The sequence below is a fragment of the Bacillus sp. B25(2016b) genome (assembly GCF_001679765.1).
Classification (GTDB): Bacteria; Bacillota; Bacilli; order Bacillales; family Bacillaceae_G; genus Bacillus_A; species Bacillus_A thuringiensis_K.
The window spans coordinates 1,890,431-1,911,593 of record NZ_CP016285.1; the positions used below are offsets into that span (position 1 = coordinate 1,890,431).

Below are 21,163 nucleotides of genomic sequence, written 5' to 3' on the forward strand. Positions count from 1 at the left end.
ATTTAAAAATAGGATGGGTGACTTAACCATTTCTTTAATTCCACATTACCTTGCACAGATAACAGTCGGTATAAATAACGATAAGGCTGTCTATATTCTTCTAAGTGAGGAATAGACATAATTGTTTCGTAACCACTTTTAAAGGCATGCGCTTCTTTTTCTGTAAGTACATATTCTAGTCCGATAAAATCAAGCTCTCGCGGAGCAACAGCGTAAGCTTCAGTATCTATTAAACCCGTAATAGTTGTACCGTCAGATAAAAATTGAGTAGGATCCATATCAATTAAGACGAGTGTAGATTCCTTTGGTACGGACAGGGAAGAAAGTTGTGATTCAAAAGTAGGGAATGCATTTTGTATGCTTTCATCATCGGAATAAAACATATTCACAAGCTCTTTACTCACGTTTAAAATATGTGATTGGAATTCATCTAGTGGAACTTGGAACTTGCCTGACGGATTTCCTATGAAATCGGCTTTAAATTTATGTATTTCTGCAAGTCCTTTTCCTAGGCTGAATAAAATAGAATCTGGTTGCTCGATAAAAGATTGAACTGTGTTACCTACTAACTTTTCGACCACCACAAATTCACGGCCATTTAAAACATGTTTTTCTAATATTGTTGGGATAGGAAGATTCGTATGTTCTTGCAGCAATGTATGTACAGTTTCTAAATGATGGACGTTCCTTGGATCAATTCCAAATAGATTTTTACATCCCCACCAAAAATCATTATTTGGTTCTTCATTCATTTTAGAAGCACGAACGATAATTTCTGTATCTTCTGTTTGAACGAGAAAAACATCACTTGCATGATCTTCATAACCTGGGTGCAAGGCTTGAACGGATAGAATAGGTGAATTGAATAGTTTTTGTAACATGAAAAGACTCCTTTTTCTGGAAATTCTATAAATTCATTATATAACAGATGATGAGTTATGAGGATAAAGATAAAAAGATTGAAAGCATACTTACATTTATAGTGAAAACTCATTAAAAATATTATATTTCTCTATTTTGTATGAATTGTCTGAAAATAATAGTGGTAATACTTGAATGTAAGACTCGTATCTTTAAATCTATGAAGAGTAAAAGTAAAATTAAGCATTCATTTATAAGATTGTGAATCACAATAATGTAGGCTATAGAAAATATTTCTCAATAATAAAATGAAGAGAAAAGCATGAAGAAGTAGAATGCATTCATTTATAATAGACTTAAATTAATTAATATAATTAATTGTTAATTTTATTATATTAATTGGATAGGAGAGAATGTTATGGCAAATGTACTCGTAATAAATTTTCCTGGGGAAGGTCATATTAATCCGACTTTAGCTGTTGTAAGTGAGTTAATTCAGCGAGGGGAAACAGTTGTTTCTTATTGTATTGAAGATTATAGAAAGAAGGTTGAAGCAACAGGTGCGGAATTCCGAGTATTTGAGAATTTTCTCTCTCAAATTAATATTATGGAACGAGTAAATGAAGGTGGGAGCCCTTTGACGATGCTATCTCATATGATTGAAGCATCAGAGCGTATTGTTACTCAAATTGTAGAAGAAACAAAAGAGGAAAAATATGATTATTTAATATATGATAATCATTTTCCAGTAGGACGTATTATAGCGAATATTTTACAATTACCAAGCGTTTCATCCTGTACAACGTTTGCTGTTAATCAGTACATTAATTTTCATGATGAGCAAGAATCGAGACAAGTAGATGAAATGGATCCATTATATCAATCTTGTTTAGCGGGAATGGAAAGATGGAATAAGCAGTATGGAATGAAATGTAATAGTATGTATGATATTATGAACCATCCTGGTGATATTACGATTGTATATACTTCAAAAGAATATCAGCCACGTTCAGATGTATTTGATGAATCGTATAAATTTGTAGGTCCATCAATTGCTACTCGAAAAGAAGTGGGGAATTTTCCTACCGAAGATTTAAAAAATGAAAAAGTGATTTTCATTTCTATGGGAACAGTTTTTAATGAACAACCTGCTCTGTATGAAAAATGTTTTGAAGCGTTTAAAGATGTTGATGCGACAGTCGTATTAGTCGTTGGTAAGAAGATAAATATAAGTCAATTTGAAAATATCCCGAAAAACTTTAAATTGTATAATTATGTCCCCCAATTAGAAGTTTTACAGCATGCTGATGTATTCGTGACACATGGTGGTATGAATAGTTCGAGTGAAGCGTTATATTATGGTGTTCCATTAGTTGTAATTCCGGTAACAGGGGATCAGCCATTCGTTGCAAAACGATTGGCTGAAGTAGGGGCAGGCATAACACTTAATCGTAACGAGTTAACTTCTGAATTGTTACGTGAGACTGTAAAGAAAGTAATGGATGATGTGACGTTTAAGGAAAATAGTCGTAAAGTGGGAGAGTCGCTTAGAAATGCTGGTGGATACCAAAGGGCAGTTGAGGAAATATTCAAATTAAAAATGAAGCCGTACGTAAAGATTAAATAGATGTTAAAAACACACTTACTTTTAATTGGTAAGTGTGTTTTTAGTATTACGCGTTACATGTAGTACATAAAAATAGCGACAAAGGTGAAACTTTTCTGTATATAAATCGATACCTTTGAATTAGTAGTAAATTTACGTTAAAATAATACTAAGAAAATATATAAGTTTTGGGGGTAATGAATGAAGAAAGTATTTGAATACGTATTATTAACAATTGGCTCAATTATAGTAGCAGGTTCATTAGAGCTTATTTTAGCACCTAATGGATTAGTAGATGGCGGGGTAACGGCTATTGCTATTATGGCAAATAAAGTCGCAGGATTACCGCTTTATGGTGTGTTCTTAGGAATTAATATCCCAATTTTATTATTTACTGCAAAAGTAATGGGAAAGAAATTTTTTATCCGTACATCTTATGCGAATGTAGTTACAACACTCGGATTAATTTATTTAAAACCATTTCCAGCAATTACGACTTCTGAGTTATTAATTGTACTTTATGGTGGAGTACTGTTTGGAATTGGTGTTGGGATTGTTGTTAAAATGGGTGGAGCAATTGACGGTTCAGAAATGTTAGCAGTTTGGATGAATAAACACTTTAATGTACCGATTAGTACATTTTTACTTGCAGTAAATGCAGTTATTTTCATCTTTGTTGCCATTTTATTTTCAATCGAACAAGCGATGTTCTCGTTAGCAATTTTCTATATTGTTACGAAGATGATTGATTTTATACTAGATGGTATTAATCAAGGTAAGAGCGTTATGATTATTTCTGGTAAGAATAAAGAAATAGGCGATTTACTTATGAAAGAATTGCAACTATCTGTTACGTATCTACATGGAGAAGGTGGTTTTTTAGGGGAGCATAAGAGAATCATTTATTGCATTACAAACCGATTCATTTATCCGAAAATGAAAGATCTCGTTCTCTCTGTAGATCCAACCGCTATAATTGAAGCTTCCTATTCAACAGAAACGACTGGTGTGAAACGTCCGGGAAGGAAAGCTAGGTCAGGTGAATAACTAGAAGAAGGCTGTCCAAAAAGTTATTTTGGAACAGCCTTCTTTTTTATTTTGTTGAGTTGTTAACATGTTACAAGTTAAACCCACTGTTAACAAGTTTCCTTGCAACTAGGGAACCAAGCGTCTTTCAATAATATAGCCAACGTTTCAATTTTATTTTCCGGAATACTACCAAAGCCGAGTAATACGTATGATTCCTCACGTAAATCATTCACGAAATCATATGGAGAAAGTGGGTATAATTTAACGCTTTGTTTTTTAGCGGATTCAATCAGTTCATTTTCATTCATACTGTTATTTACACATAAGACAATATGAAGTCCGGACTGTTCGCCAAGAATTTGAACATTAGCCCCCATTTCTTTCGTAATGGATTTTACTAACGTATGATGTTTTCTTTTATATAGTGTACGACTCCGATTAAGGTGACGTTCCCAATTCCTGTTTTGTATAAAGTTAGCAAAAGCAAGTTGTTGTATTGTAGCGACTGTTTGTTTGAAAATTCCATGCAGTTCTTGATATATCTTTAAAAGGTGTGGTGGTAAAACAACATATCCCATTCGTAAAGAAGGTAAAAAAGATTTTGAGAAAGTCCCCATATAAATAACGCGTTCATTTGAATCAAGACTTTGTAAAGAAGGAATTGGCTTACCAGCGTAGCGAAACTCTCCGTCATAGTCATCTTCAATAATGTATCCATTGCAATCATTAGCCCACTTTAACAATTCTAATCTTCTAGATAAAGGCATAATAATCCCGAGTGGAAATTGGTGTGATGGTGTAACGTATGCGACATTGGAATTTGTATTGTATAAACTAGAAATATCAATCCCTTTTTCATCCAATGGTATGGGATGAATTTGTCTATCACAGCTTTTAATAATTGCGTGTATACGATGAAATCCAGGGTTTTCAATGCCGTATTCTTTTGTAGGGCCAAGCAGTTGAAGTAGTAGCCAGAGAAGTGGCTGTGTACCGGCGCCGATCACAATTTGATCAGGTGAAGAATGTACACCGCGAGAATGATATAAATATGTTGATATATGCTCTCGAAGAGCGAATTCACCTTGAGGATCTTCTTTGGCAAATAGTGCATTTTCGTATGTAAGTATGGATTCTTGTAATACTCGTTTCCAATTTGTAATCGGAAATGCATTTTGATCAATAAGCCCTTGGCTACAATCATATTCAAATTTTTCTTCTATCAAATTGCTCGTCTTCTTTGCTGCATTTCGTTTTTTATTTGGGATAACGTCAATATCGAAATTTGCTACAAAAATACCACGTTTCGGTTTACTTTCTACATAACCTTCAGCTAATAACTGTTGATAAGCTGATTCAACAGTAATGCGGCTAATATTAAGTTGTGATGCTAAATTTCTGTGTGAGGGTAGACGTGTGCCAACAGAAATAGTCCCTTGTATAATTTCAGCTTTTATATATTCGTAAATTTGCAAGTAAATAGGTGTGTTACTTTGTAATTGCAATGGGATAGTAAAATCCATATAAAACTCTCCTTTAAAACTGGCCTTATAAAAAACACTTAAACTGTCACTTAAGTGAAGGGCAGTTACTTTCTATAATAATGATATAACATTTAGAAAATTAAATAAATAGTTAGAGGAGAGTTAAAAATGAATGTTAAAGAAGTAGTAACAGAAGAGCAATTACATGAAGTATTACCTGTTTTACAGCAATTACGAATGAAACTTTCAAAAGAGGAAACAAGCTCTTTATTTCGAAATATGAAAGAAGAAAATTATAAACTATTTTCGCTGCGTAATGAGAATGATGAAGTTGTTAGCCTTGCAGGTGTAGCGATTTGTACGAACTTTTATAATAAGAAACACGTTTTCGTATATGACCTTGTAACAGCAGAAGCGCATCGTTCAAAAGGACATGGGAAAGTATTACTTTCGTATATAGAGAACTGGGGAAAGGAAAACGGATGTGAGTCTATCGTCCTCACGTCAGCATTTTCAAGAATTGATGCTCATCGTTTTTATGAAAGAGAAGGGTATGATAAGGTGAGTTATTCTTTTTATAAAGAATTATAAAAAAATAAGAAGAAGCTGTCCTGCAAAAGTTGGGAACAGCTTCTTCTTATTTTTTAAGTTATTATTGAACCGTAAATAGGTTGTAAGTTATGGTATATGTATTTGAAAAGGTTATATAGTGTATTTTGTCGAATTGTTTTAATTTAATAAAGAGGATGATTGGAGCGCTTATACTTGAAAAAAATAAAGAAACTATCAATCCCTAATGATGCTAGAGTTATCGTCATATCTGATATTCATGGAGAATTAAATCTTTTAAAAGAAGCACTACATAAAGTTAACTTTAAAGATGAAGATTATTTAATTATTAATGGAGATCTTTGCGAGAAAGGACGAGATAGCGTAGGCGTAGTAAACTACGTTATGAATCTTGTAAAGAACAATTCAAAGGTTCACGTTGTTGAAGGGAATTGTGAAGTTTTAGTTGATGCTCTTCTAAATGAAAATCCTGGTCTTATTAATTATTTATGTACGAGGAAGCATTCAATTTTTAATGAATGGCTAGAGCAATTGGGTTTTTCAGTTCATGAGGGCACTTCAATTCGTGAAGTGAAAGAAGCATTGTTAAGTGAATTTTCACAAGAACTATATTGGCTAACAGAGTTGCCAACAGCGATTGAAACAGAAGATTATATTTTTGTGCATGCCGGTCTAGAAGATAGAGTAGATTGGAAAGAAACTGAGCGCAAAAATGCGATAGCAATGCCGGAGTTTTTCAATCAATCACATAAAGCAAATAAGTATGTAATAGTCGGTCATTGGCCTGTCGTGAACTATTCTGAAGAAGCACCGTCTAATAATCCAGTTATTGATAAGGAGAAAAAAATTATTGCAATTGATGGAGGAAATGCAATTAAAGAAGCAGGACAATTAAATGCATTTATTATTCAGAGGAAACAAGCGGGCGATACGTTTTCTTATACATATGTAGACTATTTTCCAGAGTATGAAGTAATAGCGGATTTTAATGCGAATTCAGAAATGCAGGGCGGAGTGACATATCCGTATTATTACATAGAGCCTATCGAGAAGATGCAAGATTACACAATATGTAAGCAAAAGGAAACGAATAATTTACTCACTGTAAAAAATGAATATATGAAACAACTTGAGTCAGGTGAATATACAGTGAAAACCGATATTTCTTGTGCGCAAATAAGCGTTAGGAAGGGAGATATCGTTTCTCTCATTGATGATAGCTGTTCAGGATATGATTTAATTAAAAAAGATGGCGTAGAGGGTTGGATAGGGAAAGGGATTTTAGTTGAGATAGAAAAAGTGAAAAATAAAACATTAAGCTGAAATAGGAGGGATATAACCTCCTATTTTTTTAAAGGAGTAGATTGCTTGCTGTCTTTAATAAGTAAATAAATCGTACTCAGCAGAATGATAAGCGTCATTCCTAAAAGAATTGCTAGTATAGCATAACCTCTATAGGGAGCAGAAACGATAAAAGGAAGTATCGCTAAAAAAATACCTGCTATCATCATTGAAATACTACTAATATTTGAAGCTCTTTTTTCAAGGTGCGTATCATTCCATTCTAATGAAACGGTTGATTTAGTCGTATCAATTTTGGAACTGAAATAATCTATTAATATAAATAAAAGCCCTAATGCTAAAAATATGAAATGATCAAGAGGAAGTGAAAAGCCAAGAGCGATGAGGGAGATGACAATATCGACAAAAAATAAGAATAGTAACATTGTGTTGCCGATCCAATGGAGAAATTTCTGGTTACTCGCTGCTTTAGATAAAGCTAAAAATACAAAGAATAAGAAGGAACATATAATTATATTTACGATTACAAAAGTGCTTTTATCCATTGTTGATGTAGGCGTTCCATTAAAGTCCCATTTCGTAACAATATTTGATGGTAAGAAGAAATATAGAATAATATTTGTCGTAATAATAGTGAGAAATAAAGCAATACTAAATCGATTATTCACTGAATCAACAGCTTTCTAAATCAATAATTGGTATCTAATAACAAAATTATACAATATAATATATGATATTAGTTTTGATTTTTCTGAAAAAATATTATAATTATATATGAAATAAAGAGGAATGCAGGAGGGAATTATGCAAAACGTTGTATTAAAGGGGAAGAAAGTTACAATTCGTACAATAGAAGAATCGGATATAGAAACATTATGGAATACCATATTTAAAGAAGAAAGCCCAGAATGGAAGAAATGGGATGCGCCATATTTCCCGTTCTCAATGCAAGAATACTCTTCCTATAAAGAGAAGATGCAAACTCGTTTGAAAGAAGAACCACTGTCAAATTTAATTATAGAAAATAACGGTCAAATCATTGGGACAGTCGGGTTTTATTGGGAATATAAACCGACGCGTTGGTTAGAGATGGGGCTTGTGATTTATGACCCAACATACTGGAATGGTGGATACGGTACAGAAACATTGACATTATATAGAGATTTGCTATTTGAAAAAATGGAGATTGGTAGAGTAGGAATCACGACTTGGTCTGGCAATGAACGAATGATGAAAGTAGCGGAGAAAATAGGAATGAGCTTAGAAGGTAGAATGCGAAAGTGTCGTTATTATAACGGAACATACTATGATTCTATTCGAATGGGCATGATTCGTGAAGAATGGGAAGCACTATGTGTAACGAAGGGGTGAGAAGGATTGTACGCTATCATTGCTACATTTGATCGTGTGTTTACTAATAAAATTACAGAACTGCAAAATGAATTAACAAATGTAATTGGAACAAATCAATTAGCTGGAGTAGAGCCTCATATTACGTTAGCTGATTATAATGAGTTAGATGTCCATTTGTATACTGAGAAACTAGGGAAGTTTGTAGCTATTCAAGAAAATATGGACGCAGTAACTTTTCCTTCTGTTGGAATTTTTCCTGCTAATGGAACGGTCTTTCTAGCGCCGACTGTTACGGATGAATTGTTAAAACTTCATCATTCTTATCATGATTATTTTAAAACTTTTCATGACAACCCAAATTCATATTATATACCGGGAAAATGGGTTCCGCATTGTACTATTGCAAATAGATTACATACAAAGCAGTTTTTAAGTGTAATGGAATATATTTATGGGAAATTTGATTTTGCAACAGCTTCAATTGAGAAATTAAAATTAATTAAGGTGAATTATGAAAATGGTTTTGCCGTTTCTTCTAGTATATTAGCAGAATATAATTTAAAGAGAATGGAGACATCGAGATGACATATATAATTAGAGAAATGAAGCAAGAAGACATTCATGCTGTACAATCAGTAGCAAAAATAGCTTGGCATGATACATATGAAGGCATTATTCCGAGAGAAATTCAAGATAGTTTTTTAGACGAGGCATATTCTGATGAAAAAATGAAATATCGTCTTAAAAATACGTATTTATTCGTTGCGGAAGAAGAAGGAGAAGTGATAGGGTTTGCGAACTTTTCACCTGTTAGACTACAAAATGAAGCGGAATTAGGTGCGATTTATTTGTTACCAGATCAGCAAGGAAAAGGGATCGGAAGTGCTTTATTACAAAAAGGAATTAAAGCATTAAATGGGATACGGAAATTGTACATACATGTAGAAGCAGCAAATGAAAAAGGAAAACGCTTTTATGAAGCGAAAGGTTTTGCTGAATTAGAGCAATTTGAAGAAGACTTTGAAGGACATATGATGCAGACAGTAAGGATGGTTTTATACGTATAAGGAGGACTAGTAATGAAAATTTTTGATTTTAGTGAAAAAGTAGGAAAGCACCTATCAGTATTTCAATCTAATTTCATCATGTCGAAAATATTAAACCATCGAGGAAATATACATATCGGTGCTATGCATTTACACGAGAATGGAATCATCGGTAATCCTGCATTAACGGGCAGTAAGAACCCTGCCTCAAAATTCAGCGAAAGCAAACAAGTTAGGTGGGGGATCAACTGCCCGTAAAAGCCCGATTGGTTCAACTAATAATCAGTGGGGGATGAATAAAACCCCCACTGATTAAAGTTTCACTTTATCACGAAGCAGTTGTATCTCAACTGCTTCTTATTGTGGACGGAGCAGGATATGTATGTGGGGTAAATAAAGAAAAGATAAAGATAGAGGCGGGACAAGCTGTGTTTTGGGAAAAGGGAGAGCTCCATGAAACAAGTACAGAACACGGATTAACAGCAATTGTTATGGAAGCGGAGAATCTTGAACAAGCGATAGTAATGCCTATTATTCAAGGGGAGTTGTGAAAAATGATTGTTAAGGCGAATCAAGAAGATACCAATGAAATATTAAAATATTCGGCTCAATCGCTTTTTGAAGGGACGAGAGGGAATTGTCAATTAAGTACCGAGAAAGCAATTGAGATTACAAAGCCGATTGTAGAAAAAGGAGCATACTATTTAATCGTTAAAGAAAAAAATAAAGTAATGGGATGGATATTAATAGGGGAAAATACAGACTATTTTTCTCGTGAAAAACTTGGATTTATATATGAATTGTACGTTTTCCCAGAATATCGCGGGAGAGGATTATCGCGAGAACTGATGGAAGCTGGTATTAAGGAATTAAAGGAGAAGTATTCAGAAATTCGGTTGAATGTATTTGCTGGGAATTTTGCAAAAGAGATGTACGAAGAGTTTGGGTTTGTTGAAAGGCAGGTAATTATGACTTTGAAGTGAGTAGAATAGTCTGAATGAGAGAAGAGAAAATAATGATTTAGTGGCTACTTTATCGCTGGAATTTAAAGCGAATAAGTATAAAATAGATGGTTTGCCTTTATTTTATAGTAGATTTATAGAGTGTGCTTAAAAACAAATAAATTAGTATTATATAATATATCGTTATTATAGTAAAAGAGAAATTTTGGAAAAATATCATTTTTTTGTTTAGAAATTTTTAAATTATTGATATAATCAATTTGTAGAATTGATTATTGGTTAATTTTACTATTTTTTAATTTTAAGGGGGATTTAATAATGGCAGGACAAATTCGTATGTCACCAGAGGAGCTTAAATCGAAAGCGACTCGATATGGACAAGGTGCAAATCAAATTGAGGACATTTTACGTCAACTACAAAACTTACAAAATGAATTAAGAGGAGAATGGGAAGGTCGTGCTTTCGAAGGTTTTGACCAACAGTTCAATCAATTAAAGCCAAAAGTACAAAATTTCGCACAGCTATTACAAGAAATTAATATGCAGCTTAATAAAACTGCAGAAGCTGTTGCTAGACATGACGAAGATCTTTCTCGTAATTTCGGTCTACAATAAGACAGATAAAAAGAAATATATAATTTAGCCATGCAACCATACGTTGTATGGCTAAATTACTTTAAAACTAGAGTAAGATACGAAGTCTTTCATCAGATAGACTCGCAGTCGCAGGAGTGATAAGTAGTGAAAAAGTTCAAATGGAGCATCTTGTTGTTTATTATTTTAGCTCTTGTACTATCAACAGGGGTCTCCTATTTAGCATTAAATCAAAATGTTAAGAAAGCTAATGAGAATACTACACCAAAAATGACAGTTGCGTTGGTAAATGAAGATCAGGGCACTGTATTTGAGGGCAATAAAATAGCGTTTGGAGATCAATTTGTTAAAAATGTAAATAAAAATACGAAACAAGAATGGTACGTAGTTAGTCGCGGGGTAGCGGAAAATGGATTGAAAAATAATAATTACAATATGATGATTGTTATTCCAAATGATTTTTCTAGGAAGGCAGTTGCGATTGATTCAGAGATTCCAGAGAAATTAACGTTAAACTACAAAGTAAATGCAACTGGGAATAAGGATTTGAAAGCTGAGGCAGAAAATACAGCTTCTGTTATTTTAGAAGATTTCAATAAGCAAATAATCGACGTTTATTTTGCGAGTATTATCGGTAAGCTACAAGGTGCACAAGATAATATAGGTAAAATAATTGAAAAAGGAAACGTTCAAACAACTATGTATAAAAAAGATATACATAGTCCGTTAGCAAATTACACAAATCAATTTAAAACAGTACAAGATTATACAGGTGTTTCTGTTAATAGTTTCAAAGGATTTCAGGATGTTTTAAAAGGTTTCGGTCAAGCGTTAGATGAAGGGAATAAATCTAACAGTACGTACTTAGATGGTTTTAATAACTTTCAAAAAATGCAAACTGATAACAATTTGTTAGCGAATAATTTCACAAATCAATTCAATCAATATATGAATGATATGAATACAGGCGATGCTTTAAAGCAATTAAGTGCATTGGAATCCGCTAATAAAATTATTTCAAATCAATTTACGTTTTCAGAGAAAGAACCGAATATTTTAACTGATGCTGCAGCGATTCAAAAATATTTAGCAGATGTAAAAAAACAAGTATCTGAATATGATACAGAACTTGCAGGAAAGTTAGAAAGTGATATTCAAGAGACGGTAATTAAGAAGTTAAAGCAATCTATGTCGAATGATGGAAAGCAAGAAATCTTCATAAATACATTAATGAAACAACCAGATGCTCGAATAAAGAAACAAATCGAGAATTTAATTGCGAAATTACCTAGTTTAAACATGGAAGAAATCGGTCAAAGTGATTTGCCAGATACAACGAAATTACAACTGCAAAATGTAATTCAATTTACAAAAAAATATAATAAAGAAAATAATTTTTATTATGATCCTGTAAATAAAATATCTTTAGGAAACGCCATTAAAGAAGTGAAGGATAGACTTTATACAGAGGGAATTACATTTAGTGATACTGCGAAAGTAATTAAAATGGAATCTCCGCAAATTTTGAAGATAAGTATTCCAGAAGAGTTTAAACTAGATGGAAGTACAGAAGCTTTATATATTGATGATGTGGATCGTACAAGTGACTTTCTACAAAGCGAAGCAGGAGAAATTACAATAGCTCCTCGTAATGAAGGGGATATAAAGATTAGCTTGCATGTGAAGCTAAAAGATCCAAACATCAATATAGATGTTTTCTCTCCTGTAACATGGCAGTGGGAATTGAGCGGGACTCATAAAAAAGAAACTAGTCCTGAAAAAGAAGAACCTAATAAAGAGGATAAAGGAACACAAACTGAAAATAGCAAGGTGGAAAATGTGGTTCATAAATCACAGTATGGCATAATGCCGTTAGTACACAATGCTAAAACGCCTATTATCAAAAAAATGGAAAACACAACAGGCAATAATGAAGGAAGCCAAGGAGGGGGAACAGGGAAAGATAACGGAACTGAAGGAAACCCAGGAGGCGGAACGGGAACAGATAACGGAACTGGAGGAAACCCAGGAGGCGGAACGGGAACAGATAACGGAACTGGAGGAAACCCAGGAGGCGGAACGGGAACAGACAACGGAACTGGAGGAAACCCAGGAGGCGGAACGGGAACAGACAACGGAACTGGAGGAAACCCAGGAGGCGGAACGGGAACAGACAACGGAACTGGAGGAAACCCAGGAGGCGGAACGGGAACAGACAACGGAACTGGAGGAAACCCAGGAGGCGGAACGGGGACAGATAACGGAACCGGAGGAAATCCAGGAGGCGAAACGGGAACAGATAACGGTAAAGTTATTGAAAGTACAACGAATCAAGTTATACATCAAAAAACAGAAAAAATAACAGATATTACTTCTAGTGTATTAATAAAAGAAGCAGTAGATACAGTCGAAAGTTATCAAGGTTTAATGAGCCTTTACGAAATGTATTATGGGATTGATTTAAGAACGAAAGATGTAGGTCCTAAGTTAGAAGAAGGAAGTTTAGATGCAATTGCGACGGATCAATCTTTGTACTACGTATTAAATAAACAAAGCTTAATTGATTTAATTTCAAATCTTGTTTCATCAAGTATTACTACAGAAATAAAACAAGATATGTCAGGTTTAAAACAAAAAATAAACTCTTATCAACAATCTATTACTAGTGCGGATCAAAATTCTATGCTACTAGCGGAGAAATTAAATGGAACGACGCAACAAGCAACTAGTATGAATGAAAATTTAGGAGAGTATTTAAAAGGTTTAGCGAAATGGCGTGAGAATAGCTTAAAGCTAGTTGAAGAGCAGCAAGTATTAACAACAAATCATGCTGGTGAGCAAACAGCTATTTTATCGTTAGATTCTGGTATTAAATCATTAATGATGCAAAGTCAGTCATTGGTCGAAAGTTCGAAGCATAGTTTAGCAACTTCAGACGATGTATATAAAACATTTGATCAAATTAATGGACAAGCAAAAGAAATTCAAGACAGCGGAACGACAATTGTTTCAAAAGCTGATTTATTATTAAATGACTTTACGAAGAAAATGGAAGATGATAAATCATTCTCCAAAAACTTTACGAAAATTTTAGCGAATAGCCGTATTGGAGATCGTCAAAATGAGATGCTATATGACTTTTTAGCTAGTCCAGTTCAAAAGCAAAATGATGGAGTAATTGTAGCAGGAAATGCTTTTACACCATACTTAATTGTATTAACTTGTTTCATTGTTGCATTATTTACAGCATACGCAATTGCGAATCAAGAAAAGAAAAGAATGCAATCAGATCATTTTGAAGAGAAATTCTCATTAATTGATATGAATGTACCAACTACAGTAGTAGCTTTCGGTATATCAATTGTGGAAGGGATTAGTATAGGTATCATTTCTGGGCGTCTTTTAAAGTTTGGTCAGGATCAAAGTTTACTATGGATTGCGTTCATCACATTTATTATGATGGCGTTTGTATTAGTCTCAACCTACTTATTACGACAAATAAAAATGGTAGGAATGTTTATACTATTAGTATTTTTAAGCATGTACCTGTTTTTAACTGAGGCAGTTGGAAGTAAAGTAGATCAAATGTCGTCTGTCGGAAAGATACGTCAATTCTCACCGCTTCAGTATATAGAAAGTTTTCTAAATGATTTTATTAGTGGTAAAGATACTGGGAAAGTTATTTTTGTCGTATTGTTTGTAATTGCCATTATTGGATTGGTTAGTAATCTATTTGTATGGCATAAGAAATGGGAGGAAAAAGAAGTAAATGATCAAACAATGGAGCATAGTGGCTAAGTTATCATTTCTCTCTATCCTTTTACTGTTTGTCGCGCTACCGATAAGGAGCGCGGCTGACAGTTATCTTGGTGATGATGGGAAGATTAAGTTTAAAGTGGATCGACTTGAAGAAAGCGACCAAGAAAAAAATAAAAAGGAACATAAGGAAACAGAATTAGATAAAGCATCGATTGAGTTATTTAACAAAGATATAGAAGAAGAAATTGAGAAAAAGAAAAAGAAAGAACAAAAAGATATGGAAGCTTTGCGAGATTCTCTTTTTACAAAACCAAAAGAGAATAATAGTGTTAAAGATACGAAAAATAGTTTGTTTAGCAGTGAATACATTGTCAGAAAAAGTGCAGATGAAGTAGCGAGTAATGAAACAATGAATGAAGAGCCAATTAGTATAACAATAATATTATTATTTGGCGGCGGCATTCTACTTATTTGCATCGGTATTTATACGGTTCTTCGTAAAAGTTGGAGGTAAAGCGATGGCAATACAAACACATATCAATGTGACAGTAGATTTTAGTAAATGGAATGGAAGTACATATGATTTGCGTATTCCGAATCATCAATCTATTAAATATTTATTAAAAAACTTATTAGATACGCTAAAGATTGATAATCATGAAGGTTCACATTTTGTAATTAAAGTGAAAAATAAGTCAATTGTTTTAACAGATAATGATCGTTTAATTGATCACCAAATAACAGATGGAGATATTTTGCAAGTTTTATAAAGAATATTTTTTACTTTTAGTTATTTGAAAATAAGTTATTACGGGTTATAAAGAAAAGGAGAAGAGGATAAACATGACGGAAAAAATAATTCAAATTGATGCAATGAACTATCAATTTCAAATAGAAAAAGAAAATTGGAAATTGGAGATGACCAAATCTCAAACACGTATAAAAGACTTCCGTCAATTCGATATAATTACGGGCGAATCATCTGAATTTGTACCATTAACAATAGAAGAAACGGATGATATGTTTACGTTTCTATATCAAGTAGATAAAAAATTACATAAGTGGGACGATCTTAGCCGTTTTGGAAGAAATGAGAAATTAAGACTACTTCGGAATGTTGCGCAGTTTCGTAAATATTTAAATAAACGAATCACGTTCTTTTTACATCCAGACAATATAGTTTTTAATGCTAATTTAATACCAAGTATTATACATAGAGGAATTCGAGATATTGTTCCGCCAACCCCGTTATTAGAAGAGCAATTTTTAACACAATATAAGTGTCTAATTATTGCTTTATTCTCCCAAAAACATAACTTTGATGATTTGTATGCTGGGTTACTAAAAGATGCAAAAGAAACAACATTTGAACAGACCGTTGCTCAAATGGAAAGCTTAGATGCATTACTGCAGTTTCTTGATGACAGCTTTGAGAAGGAACAAACAAAAACAGAAAAAAATATGCAGTTAGTACCTAAAAAAAGCTACAAATCATTTAAATACTTAGCTTTTTCCTTCATAGCGGCGACAGTTATTTTAGCTGCTCCTTTAATATATTTCACTTTTATAAAATTTCCTTATCAAAATAAATTGTTAGAAGCAAATGCAAGTTTCATAGCAACTGATTATGACAAAGTCATTACGCAATTGAATGAAGAGGAGTTTGAATCATTGCCGATTGCATCTAAATATGAGTTAGCATTTGCATACATTACAGCTGAAAAACTAGGTGAAGCTCAAAAGAAATCGATTATGAAAAACATTAGTTTGAAAAGTGATGAAAAGTATTTGCTGTATTGGATGTATAACGGAAAAGGTAATTTTGATAAATCATTAGATTTAGCTAAGACACTTGATGATCCTCAGCTTATTATGTACGGCCTTGTTAAACAAATTGAATCACTGAAAAATAATCCTGATTTATCAGGGGAAGAACGTGATCAAAAGTTAAAAACATATGAGCAACAATTAGATGAATATAAAAAGAAATATGGCAATTCATCAAACGATAAAAATTTGTCGGACACAGAGAAAAAAGAGTAAGCACTTGATGAGACAGTTGAAAAGGAGCAGTGAACACGGATGGAGCAACTATTAGTATTGACTTATGGAGACAAAATATATAAGTGCACATTACATCCAAATGAGCAATCAATAGTGTCGATTGGAAAAGAGTGGACAAATGATATTACGAATCCAAGTTTAGAACAAGAAGTAGAGTTAAAGTGGAATAATGAAGTAAATGCTTGGATGGTACAGGATCAATTAATAGAATTCAATAAGGAAATTGAGATTGGGAAAACAAGAGATGTGAGCTTGAAAATCTTTATATCTATTGTTGGCACAACTAAAGTGTTTGATATTGGAACGAAACATTCTCTTACAGTGAGTCAAAACGATTACGATGATATTTCTATTACCGGGACTAGTGTAGATTTAATGCTATCTCGCGAAACGTTGTACGATTCTTTTAAAGTGAACGTGTATGGCGGGGATGTATTTCATAATTATACGAAGTTAAAAGATAGCGTTATGTTGGAATCAGGAGACGTATTATATTTTGATGGTATTTTATTGGAGATTGGTAGTGAAGACATTCAAGTACTTTCTTCAGAAGATAAAGTGAAATCTGCGTTACCTATTTTAGTAGAATCAGAAACGAATTATCAAAGTGGTTATCCAGACTATCATCGTTCACCACGTATTATTTACCGTGAACCAGAAGAGAAAATGACAATTGCAAAGCCTTCAAGTATGCCATCAAAACCAACGGAGCATTTAGCAAGAATCATTGCACCTTCACTTGTCATGATTGTCGTAACTGTATTACTTGCTATTTTCATGAAATATGGAATGTTTATTATCGCATCGATTGCGATGACATTAGTAACAATCATTGTTTCTGTCACATCGTATATTAAAAATTTGAAGCAATATAAAGTCGACATTGTTGAACGAGATAAAAGCTATAGAGAGTATATAAAACAAAAAACGAAAGATTTACATGCAGAAAGTGAAAAACAGCGTCACGCATTACATTATCACAATCCAAATGTAGAAGTAATACGTAATATGGCAGTTCAAGTAAATCCTCGAATTTATGAAAAAACAATGTTACATCATGATTTCTTAACATTTAGCGTTGGAACAGGACAAGCTAATACGAGTTTTGAAATTCAATTTAATGAAGAAGAATTTAGTCAAACGAAAGATGAATTAATCGATATAGCACGTGAACTAAGACAGCGTTATCTATCATTGGAAGATGTACCAGTTGTAACAGATTTAATGAATGGACCAGTCGGTTATATTGGCCAACGCTCTTTAGTGTTAGAGCAATTACAATTATTAGTTGCACAAACGGCTTTATTCCATAGTTATTATGACTTGCAGTTTATTACTATTTTTCCGGAAGAAGAAAAAGAAAAATGGGATTGGATGCGCTGGTTACCTCACGGAAGTGTTCGCGATATAAATGTACGTGGATTTGTATACCATGATCGTAGCCGTGATCAAGTGTTAAATAGTTTGTATCAAATATTGAAAGAACGAAAATTAAAACTAGATGAAAAAAGTTCAACGAATGAAAAAATGTACTTTGCACCGCACTATGTCGTTCTCATTACAGATGAAAAACTAATATTAGACCATGTTGTTATGGAATTCTTTAATGATGATCCGAGTCAATTAGGTGTATCACTTGTATTTGTACAAGATGTTATGCAAAGTTTACCGGAGCATGTGAAAACGGTAATAGATATAAGAGATGCAAAACAAGGGAACATCATCTTAGAGCAAGGAGAGCTTGTTAACCGTCAATTTAAACTAAATCATGTGCCAAAAGGGTTCAATTTAGAAGATATTTCACGGGCATTAGCACCATTAAATCATTTGCAAAACTTAAAAAATAGTATTCCAGAAAGTGTAACATTTTTAGAAATGTACGGTGTTGAGAAAGTAAAAGAACTGAATATCACAAGTCGCTGGGAGAAAAATGCAGCGCATAAATCTTTAGCCGTACCACTTGGATTACGTGGTAAAGAAGATATCGTAAACTTAAACTTACACGAAAAAGCACACGGACCACACGGGTTAATAGCGGGTACAACAGGTTCAGGTAAGTCGGAAATTATACAATCGTATATTTTATCTCTAGCAGTCAATTTCCATCCTTACGAAGTAGCCTTTCTTCTCATTGACTATAAAGGCGGCGGTATGGCGAATTTATTCAAAAACTTACCACATTTATTAGGAACAATTACGAACTTAGATGGAGCACAAAGTATGAGAGCGCTCGCATCAATTAAAGCTGAATTACAAAAAAGACAACGATTATTTGGCGAAAATGATGTAAACCATATTAATCAGTATCAAAAACTGTATAAAGAAGGCTTAGTAAGTGAACCGATGCCACATCTATTTTTAATTAGTGATGAATTCGCGGAACTGAAGTCAGAACAACCAGAATTTATGAAAGAGTTAGTTTCAACAGCGCGTATCGGTCGTTCACTCGGAATTCATTTAATATTAGCTACGCAAAAACCAAGTGGTGTTGTAGATGATCAAATTTGGAGTAACTCGAAATTCAAACTAGCATTAAAAGTTCAAAATACGTCAGATAGTAATGAAATTTTAAAAACACCGGATGCTGCTGAAATTACATTACCAGGACGTGCTTACTTACAAGTTGGGAATAATGAAATTTATGAACTATTCCAATCAGCTTGGAGCGGAGCAGACTATGTAGAAAATAAAGAGGATAAAGAACATTTAGATGCAACAATCTATGCAATAAATGATCTAGGACAATATGAAATATTAAGTGAAGACTTAAGTGGACTTGGTAGCAGTAAAGAAGTAATAAGCGTACCATCTGAACTGGATGCTGTTATTGACTACATTCACGATTACGCAGAAATAAATGAAATTGAAGCATTAGCAAGACCGTGGTTACCACCACTTCCAGAAAGCGTATATTTACAAGACTTACATGCTATTCAGTTCAAAGAAGCATGGACGAAAGAAAAGAAACCATTACAAGCAACAATTGGTCTACTAGATCAGCCTGAATTACAATCACAAAAACCATTAACATTAGATATTAGTAAAGACGGACACGTAGCGGTCTTCTCAAGTCCAGGCTACGGAAAATCAACATTCTTACAATCAGTCATTATGGATGTAGCTCGTCAACATAGTCCGGAGCATTTGCATGTGTATTTATTAGACTTCGGAACAAATGGTTTAATGCCATTAAAATCTTTACCGCATGTGGCAGACATCATTACATTAGACCAAGTTGAAAAATGCGAGAAGTTTCTTCGTCGCATAGAAGACCTATTAAAAGATAGAAAGCAATTGCTAAGTAAATATGGCGTTGCGAGTCTTGAAATGTATGAGAGAGCTAGTAAAGAAGTATTACCAACAATATTAATTACGTTAGATAACTATGATGCTGTTAGAGAAGCTGGATTTGTCGAAGATTTTGAACGCATTATTGCACAAATTGTACGTGAAGGGGCAGCGGTAGGAATTCATTTAATGCTTACAGCTACACGTCAAAATGCATTGAGAGTACAAGTAAATACAAATATTAAACTACAAATTGCTCTATATATGATAGATGAGGCAGAATCTAGAGCGATTGTAGGAAGAACAGAGTTGAAAATTGAAGAATTAGCAGGACGTGGTTTAGTTAAAATTGACGAACCAACAATCTTCCAAACAGCTTTACCGACAGATGGAGAAGATGTCCTTACTCGAATTGAAAATATACAAGCTGAAGGAAAAGAGATGGATTCCTTCTGGGATGGAGAAAGACCGAAAGCAATTCCTATGGTACCTGAAGTTCTAGAATACAAAGAATTTATTGCATGGCCAGAAACAAGAAAAATTATTGAAGCAGGCAAACTAACATTTGGTGTAGAGACAGAAAACGTTACGCCTCTCGAATTAGATTTAACGGAAGCGTCTAATATTGTTGTAGGGGGAATTAAGAAAGATGAAGTTGAAAATGTAGTTCATCAATTCCTTCAACAGTTAGCAGACAGTGGACACTTTGACCTAGGTTTAATTGATACAAGAACACGAAATTTCTCAAACTATAGAGAGAGCGCTGCTTTATATGTAGCTGAAAAAACAGGAATTGAGAAAACGATTAAACAAGTTACAAACGCTTATAAATCGAGAGAAGCGGCGTTTAAAGAGGAGCAGGAAGCATCAAGTGAAACAGTGAACCCGGCAGAATTTATTAAGAAATTTAAGCCGATTGTAATCGTAATTGCAGATGTAAATGATATTTTAAGTAATTTAGAGGATAGCGATATATATAGTTTAGCGGAATTAATAACAAATGGTGCATTTATGGGCATCCACTTCGTAATTGGCTGTGATGTTGATTCAATTGACAGTCGATACGACTTAGTTTCAAAAACAATAAAAACGCAATCTCATGTTATTTTACTTAGAAAATCATCAGGCCAAATGGTCTTCGATGTATCTAATAAAGATTTAAGTAGTACAAAATTAAATCCATTTGAAGGGTATTTTGTTGAAAATCGTTTTGCTACTAGAATTAAAGTGCCAACTATTTAAGGG

General features: G+C 33.5%; 17 protein-coding genes and 1 pseudogene. 15 read left to right on the forward strand and 3 right to left on the reverse strand.

Annotated features, from left to right (window positions below; translation table 11 throughout):
- Positions 1-2: 2 nt before the first annotated feature.
- Positions 3-881, reverse strand: a complete 879-nt coding sequence (locus BAQ53_RS09745) for a phosphotransferase family protein (RefSeq protein WP_086410429.1) — start codon at positions 879-881, stop codon at positions 3-5.
- A 398-nt stretch (positions 882-1,279) separates the two neighbouring features.
- On the opposite strand from BAQ53_RS09745, the gene BAQ53_RS09750 reads away from it, so the two are divergent.
- Entirely contained in the window at positions 1,280-2,488 is a 1,209-nt protein-coding gene (locus tag BAQ53_RS09750; protein WP_000024490.1) for a macrolide family glycosyltransferase, read from the forward strand.
- Positions 2,489-2,668: 180 nt separating this feature from the next.
- Positions 2,669-3,514 (forward strand): YitT family protein, encoded by an 846-nt coding sequence (locus BAQ53_RS09755; protein ID WP_000755126.1) that lies wholly within the window; start codon positions 2,669-2,671, stop codon positions 3,512-3,514.
- Between the two features lie 89 nt (positions 3,515-3,603).
- Here the strand turns inward: BAQ53_RS09755 and pdxR are convergent, their stop codons facing one another.
- A complete protein-coding gene (gene pdxR, locus BAQ53_RS09760) occupies positions 3,604-5,019 on the reverse strand; it encodes a MocR-like pyridoxine biosynthesis transcription factor PdxR (RefSeq protein ID WP_086410428.1) in 1,416 nt (471 codons plus the stop codon).
- Between the two features lie 129 nt (positions 5,020-5,148).
- On the opposite strand from pdxR, the gene BAQ53_RS09765 reads away from it, so the two are divergent.
- Both BAQ53_RS09765 and BAQ53_RS09770 read left to right on the forward strand, forming a co-directional pair.
- The gene (locus tag BAQ53_RS09765) at positions 5,149-5,571 is read left to right on the forward strand and encodes a GNAT family N-acetyltransferase (RefSeq protein WP_001101112.1); all 423 of its coding nucleotides are present in this window, start codon (positions 5,149-5,151) and stop codon (positions 5,569-5,571) included.
- 174 nt (positions 5,572-5,745) lie between these two features.
- Entirely contained in the window at positions 5,746-6,873 is a 1,128-nt protein-coding gene (locus tag BAQ53_RS09770) for a metallophosphoesterase (RefSeq protein ID WP_208906811.1), read from the forward strand.
- A gap of 20 nt (positions 6,874-6,893) precedes the next feature.
- Here BAQ53_RS09770 and BAQ53_RS09775 read toward each other — a convergent pair whose 3' ends face one another.
- Entirely contained in the window at positions 6,894-7,520 is a 627-nt protein-coding gene (locus BAQ53_RS09775; RefSeq protein WP_208906812.1) for a DUF1648 domain-containing protein, read from the reverse strand.
- Positions 7,521-7,656: 136 nt separating this feature from the next.
- Between BAQ53_RS09775 and BAQ53_RS09780 the strand changes: the two genes are divergently transcribed.
- The 11 genes and pseudogenes from BAQ53_RS09780 (at position 7,657) to essC (ending at position 21,160) form a co-directional block, all read left to right on the forward strand.
- Positions 7,657-8,223 carry a GNAT family N-acetyltransferase gene (locus tag BAQ53_RS09780; protein ID WP_063536163.1) on the forward strand — a complete coding sequence of 189 codons (567 nt, stop codon included), beginning with the start codon at positions 7,657-7,659 and terminating at the stop codon, positions 8,221-8,223.
- 6 nt (positions 8,224-8,229) lie between these two features.
- Entirely contained in the window at positions 8,230-8,790 is a 561-nt protein-coding gene (locus BAQ53_RS09785; protein WP_208906813.1) for a 2'-5' RNA ligase family protein, read from the forward strand.
- On the forward strand, positions 8,787-9,272 hold the full coding sequence (locus tag BAQ53_RS09790; RefSeq protein ID WP_074593264.1) for a GNAT family N-acetyltransferase: 486 nt from the start codon (positions 8,787-8,789) through the stop codon (positions 9,270-9,272). Before BAQ53_RS09785 ends, BAQ53_RS09790 begins: the two co-directional genes overlap by 4 nt.
- 12 nt (positions 9,273-9,284) lie before the next feature.
- Positions 9,285-9,802: pseudogene (locus BAQ53_RS26600) on the forward strand (cupin).
- A gap of 3 nt (positions 9,803-9,805) precedes the next feature.
- A complete protein-coding gene (locus BAQ53_RS09805; RefSeq protein ID WP_000635650.1) occupies positions 9,806-10,234 on the forward strand; it encodes a GNAT family N-acetyltransferase in 429 nt (142 codons plus the stop codon).
- Positions 10,235-10,531: 297 nt separating this feature from the next.
- Positions 10,532-10,828 carry a WXG100 family type VII secretion target gene (locus BAQ53_RS09810; protein ID WP_000918601.1) on the forward strand — a complete coding sequence of 99 codons (297 nt, stop codon included), beginning with the start codon at positions 10,532-10,534 and terminating at the stop codon, positions 10,826-10,828.
- A 126-nt stretch (positions 10,829-10,954) separates the two neighbouring features.
- Positions 10,955-14,605 (forward strand): type VII secretion protein EsaA, encoded by a 3,651-nt coding sequence (gene esaA, locus BAQ53_RS09815; protein WP_244161474.1) that lies wholly within the window; start codon positions 10,955-10,957, stop codon positions 14,603-14,605.
- Positions 14,577-15,080, forward strand: a complete 504-nt coding sequence (gene essA / locus BAQ53_RS09820) for a type VII secretion protein EssA (RefSeq protein ID WP_000595655.1) — start codon at positions 14,577-14,579, stop codon at positions 15,078-15,080. Before esaA ends, essA begins: the two co-directional genes overlap by 29 nt.
- A gap of 4 nt (positions 15,081-15,084) precedes the next feature.
- The gene (locus BAQ53_RS09825; RefSeq protein ID WP_208906814.1) at positions 15,085-15,336 is read left to right on the forward strand and encodes an EsaB/YukD family protein; all 252 of its coding nucleotides are present in this window, start codon (positions 15,085-15,087) and stop codon (positions 15,334-15,336) included.
- Positions 15,337-15,409: 73 nt separating this feature from the next.
- Complete coding sequence (gene essB, locus BAQ53_RS09830) at positions 15,410-16,609, forward strand: type VII secretion protein EssB (RefSeq protein ID WP_098537276.1); 1,200 nt, start codon at positions 15,410-15,412, stop codon at positions 16,607-16,609.
- A 39-nt stretch (positions 16,610-16,648) separates the two neighbouring features.
- The gene (gene essC, locus BAQ53_RS09835; protein ID WP_208906815.1) at positions 16,649-21,160 is read left to right on the forward strand and encodes a type VII secretion protein EssC; all 4,512 of its coding nucleotides are present in this window, start codon (positions 16,649-16,651) and stop codon (positions 21,158-21,160) included.
- Positions 21,161-21,163: the final 3 nt, after the last annotated feature.

Coding starts and splice junctions, on each gene's coding strand:
- BAQ53_RS09745 (WP_086410429.1), bottom strand. CDS start 881: ATGTTACAAAAACTATTCAATTCACCTATTCTATCCGTTCAAGCCTTG.
- BAQ53_RS09750 (WP_000024490.1), top strand. CDS start 1,280: ATGGCAAATGTACTCGTAATAAATTTTCCTGGGGAAGGTCATATTAAT.
- BAQ53_RS09755 (WP_000755126.1), top strand. CDS start 2,669: ATGAAGAAAGTATTTGAATACGTATTATTAACAATTGGCTCAATTATA.
- pdxR (WP_086410428.1), bottom strand. CDS start 5,019: ATGGATTTTACTATCCCATTGCAATTACAAAGTAACACACCTATTTAC.
- BAQ53_RS09765 (WP_001101112.1), top strand. CDS start 5,149: ATGAATGTTAAAGAAGTAGTAACAGAAGAGCAATTACATGAAGTATTA.
- BAQ53_RS09780 (WP_063536163.1), top strand. CDS start 7,657: ATGCAAAACGTTGTATTAAAGGGGAAGAAAGTTACAATTCGTACAATA.
- BAQ53_RS09790 (WP_074593264.1), top strand. CDS start 8,787: ATGACATATATAATTAGAGAAATGAAGCAAGAAGACATTCATGCTGTA.
- BAQ53_RS09805 (WP_000635650.1), top strand. CDS start 9,806: ATGATTGTTAAGGCGAATCAAGAAGATACCAATGAAATATTAAAATAT.
- BAQ53_RS09810 (WP_000918601.1), top strand. CDS start 10,532: ATGGCAGGACAAATTCGTATGTCACCAGAGGAGCTTAAATCGAAAGCG.
- essA (WP_000595655.1), top strand. CDS start 14,577: ATGATCAAACAATGGAGCATAGTGGCTAAGTTATCATTTCTCTCTATC.
- BAQ53_RS09825 (WP_208906814.1), top strand. CDS start 15,085: ATGGCAATACAAACACATATCAATGTGACAGTAGATTTTAGTAAATGG.
- essB (WP_098537276.1), top strand. CDS start 15,410: ATGACGGAAAAAATAATTCAAATTGATGCAATGAACTATCAATTTCAA.
- essC (WP_208906815.1), top strand. CDS start 16,649: ATGGAGCAACTATTAGTATTGACTTATGGAGACAAAATATATAAGTGC.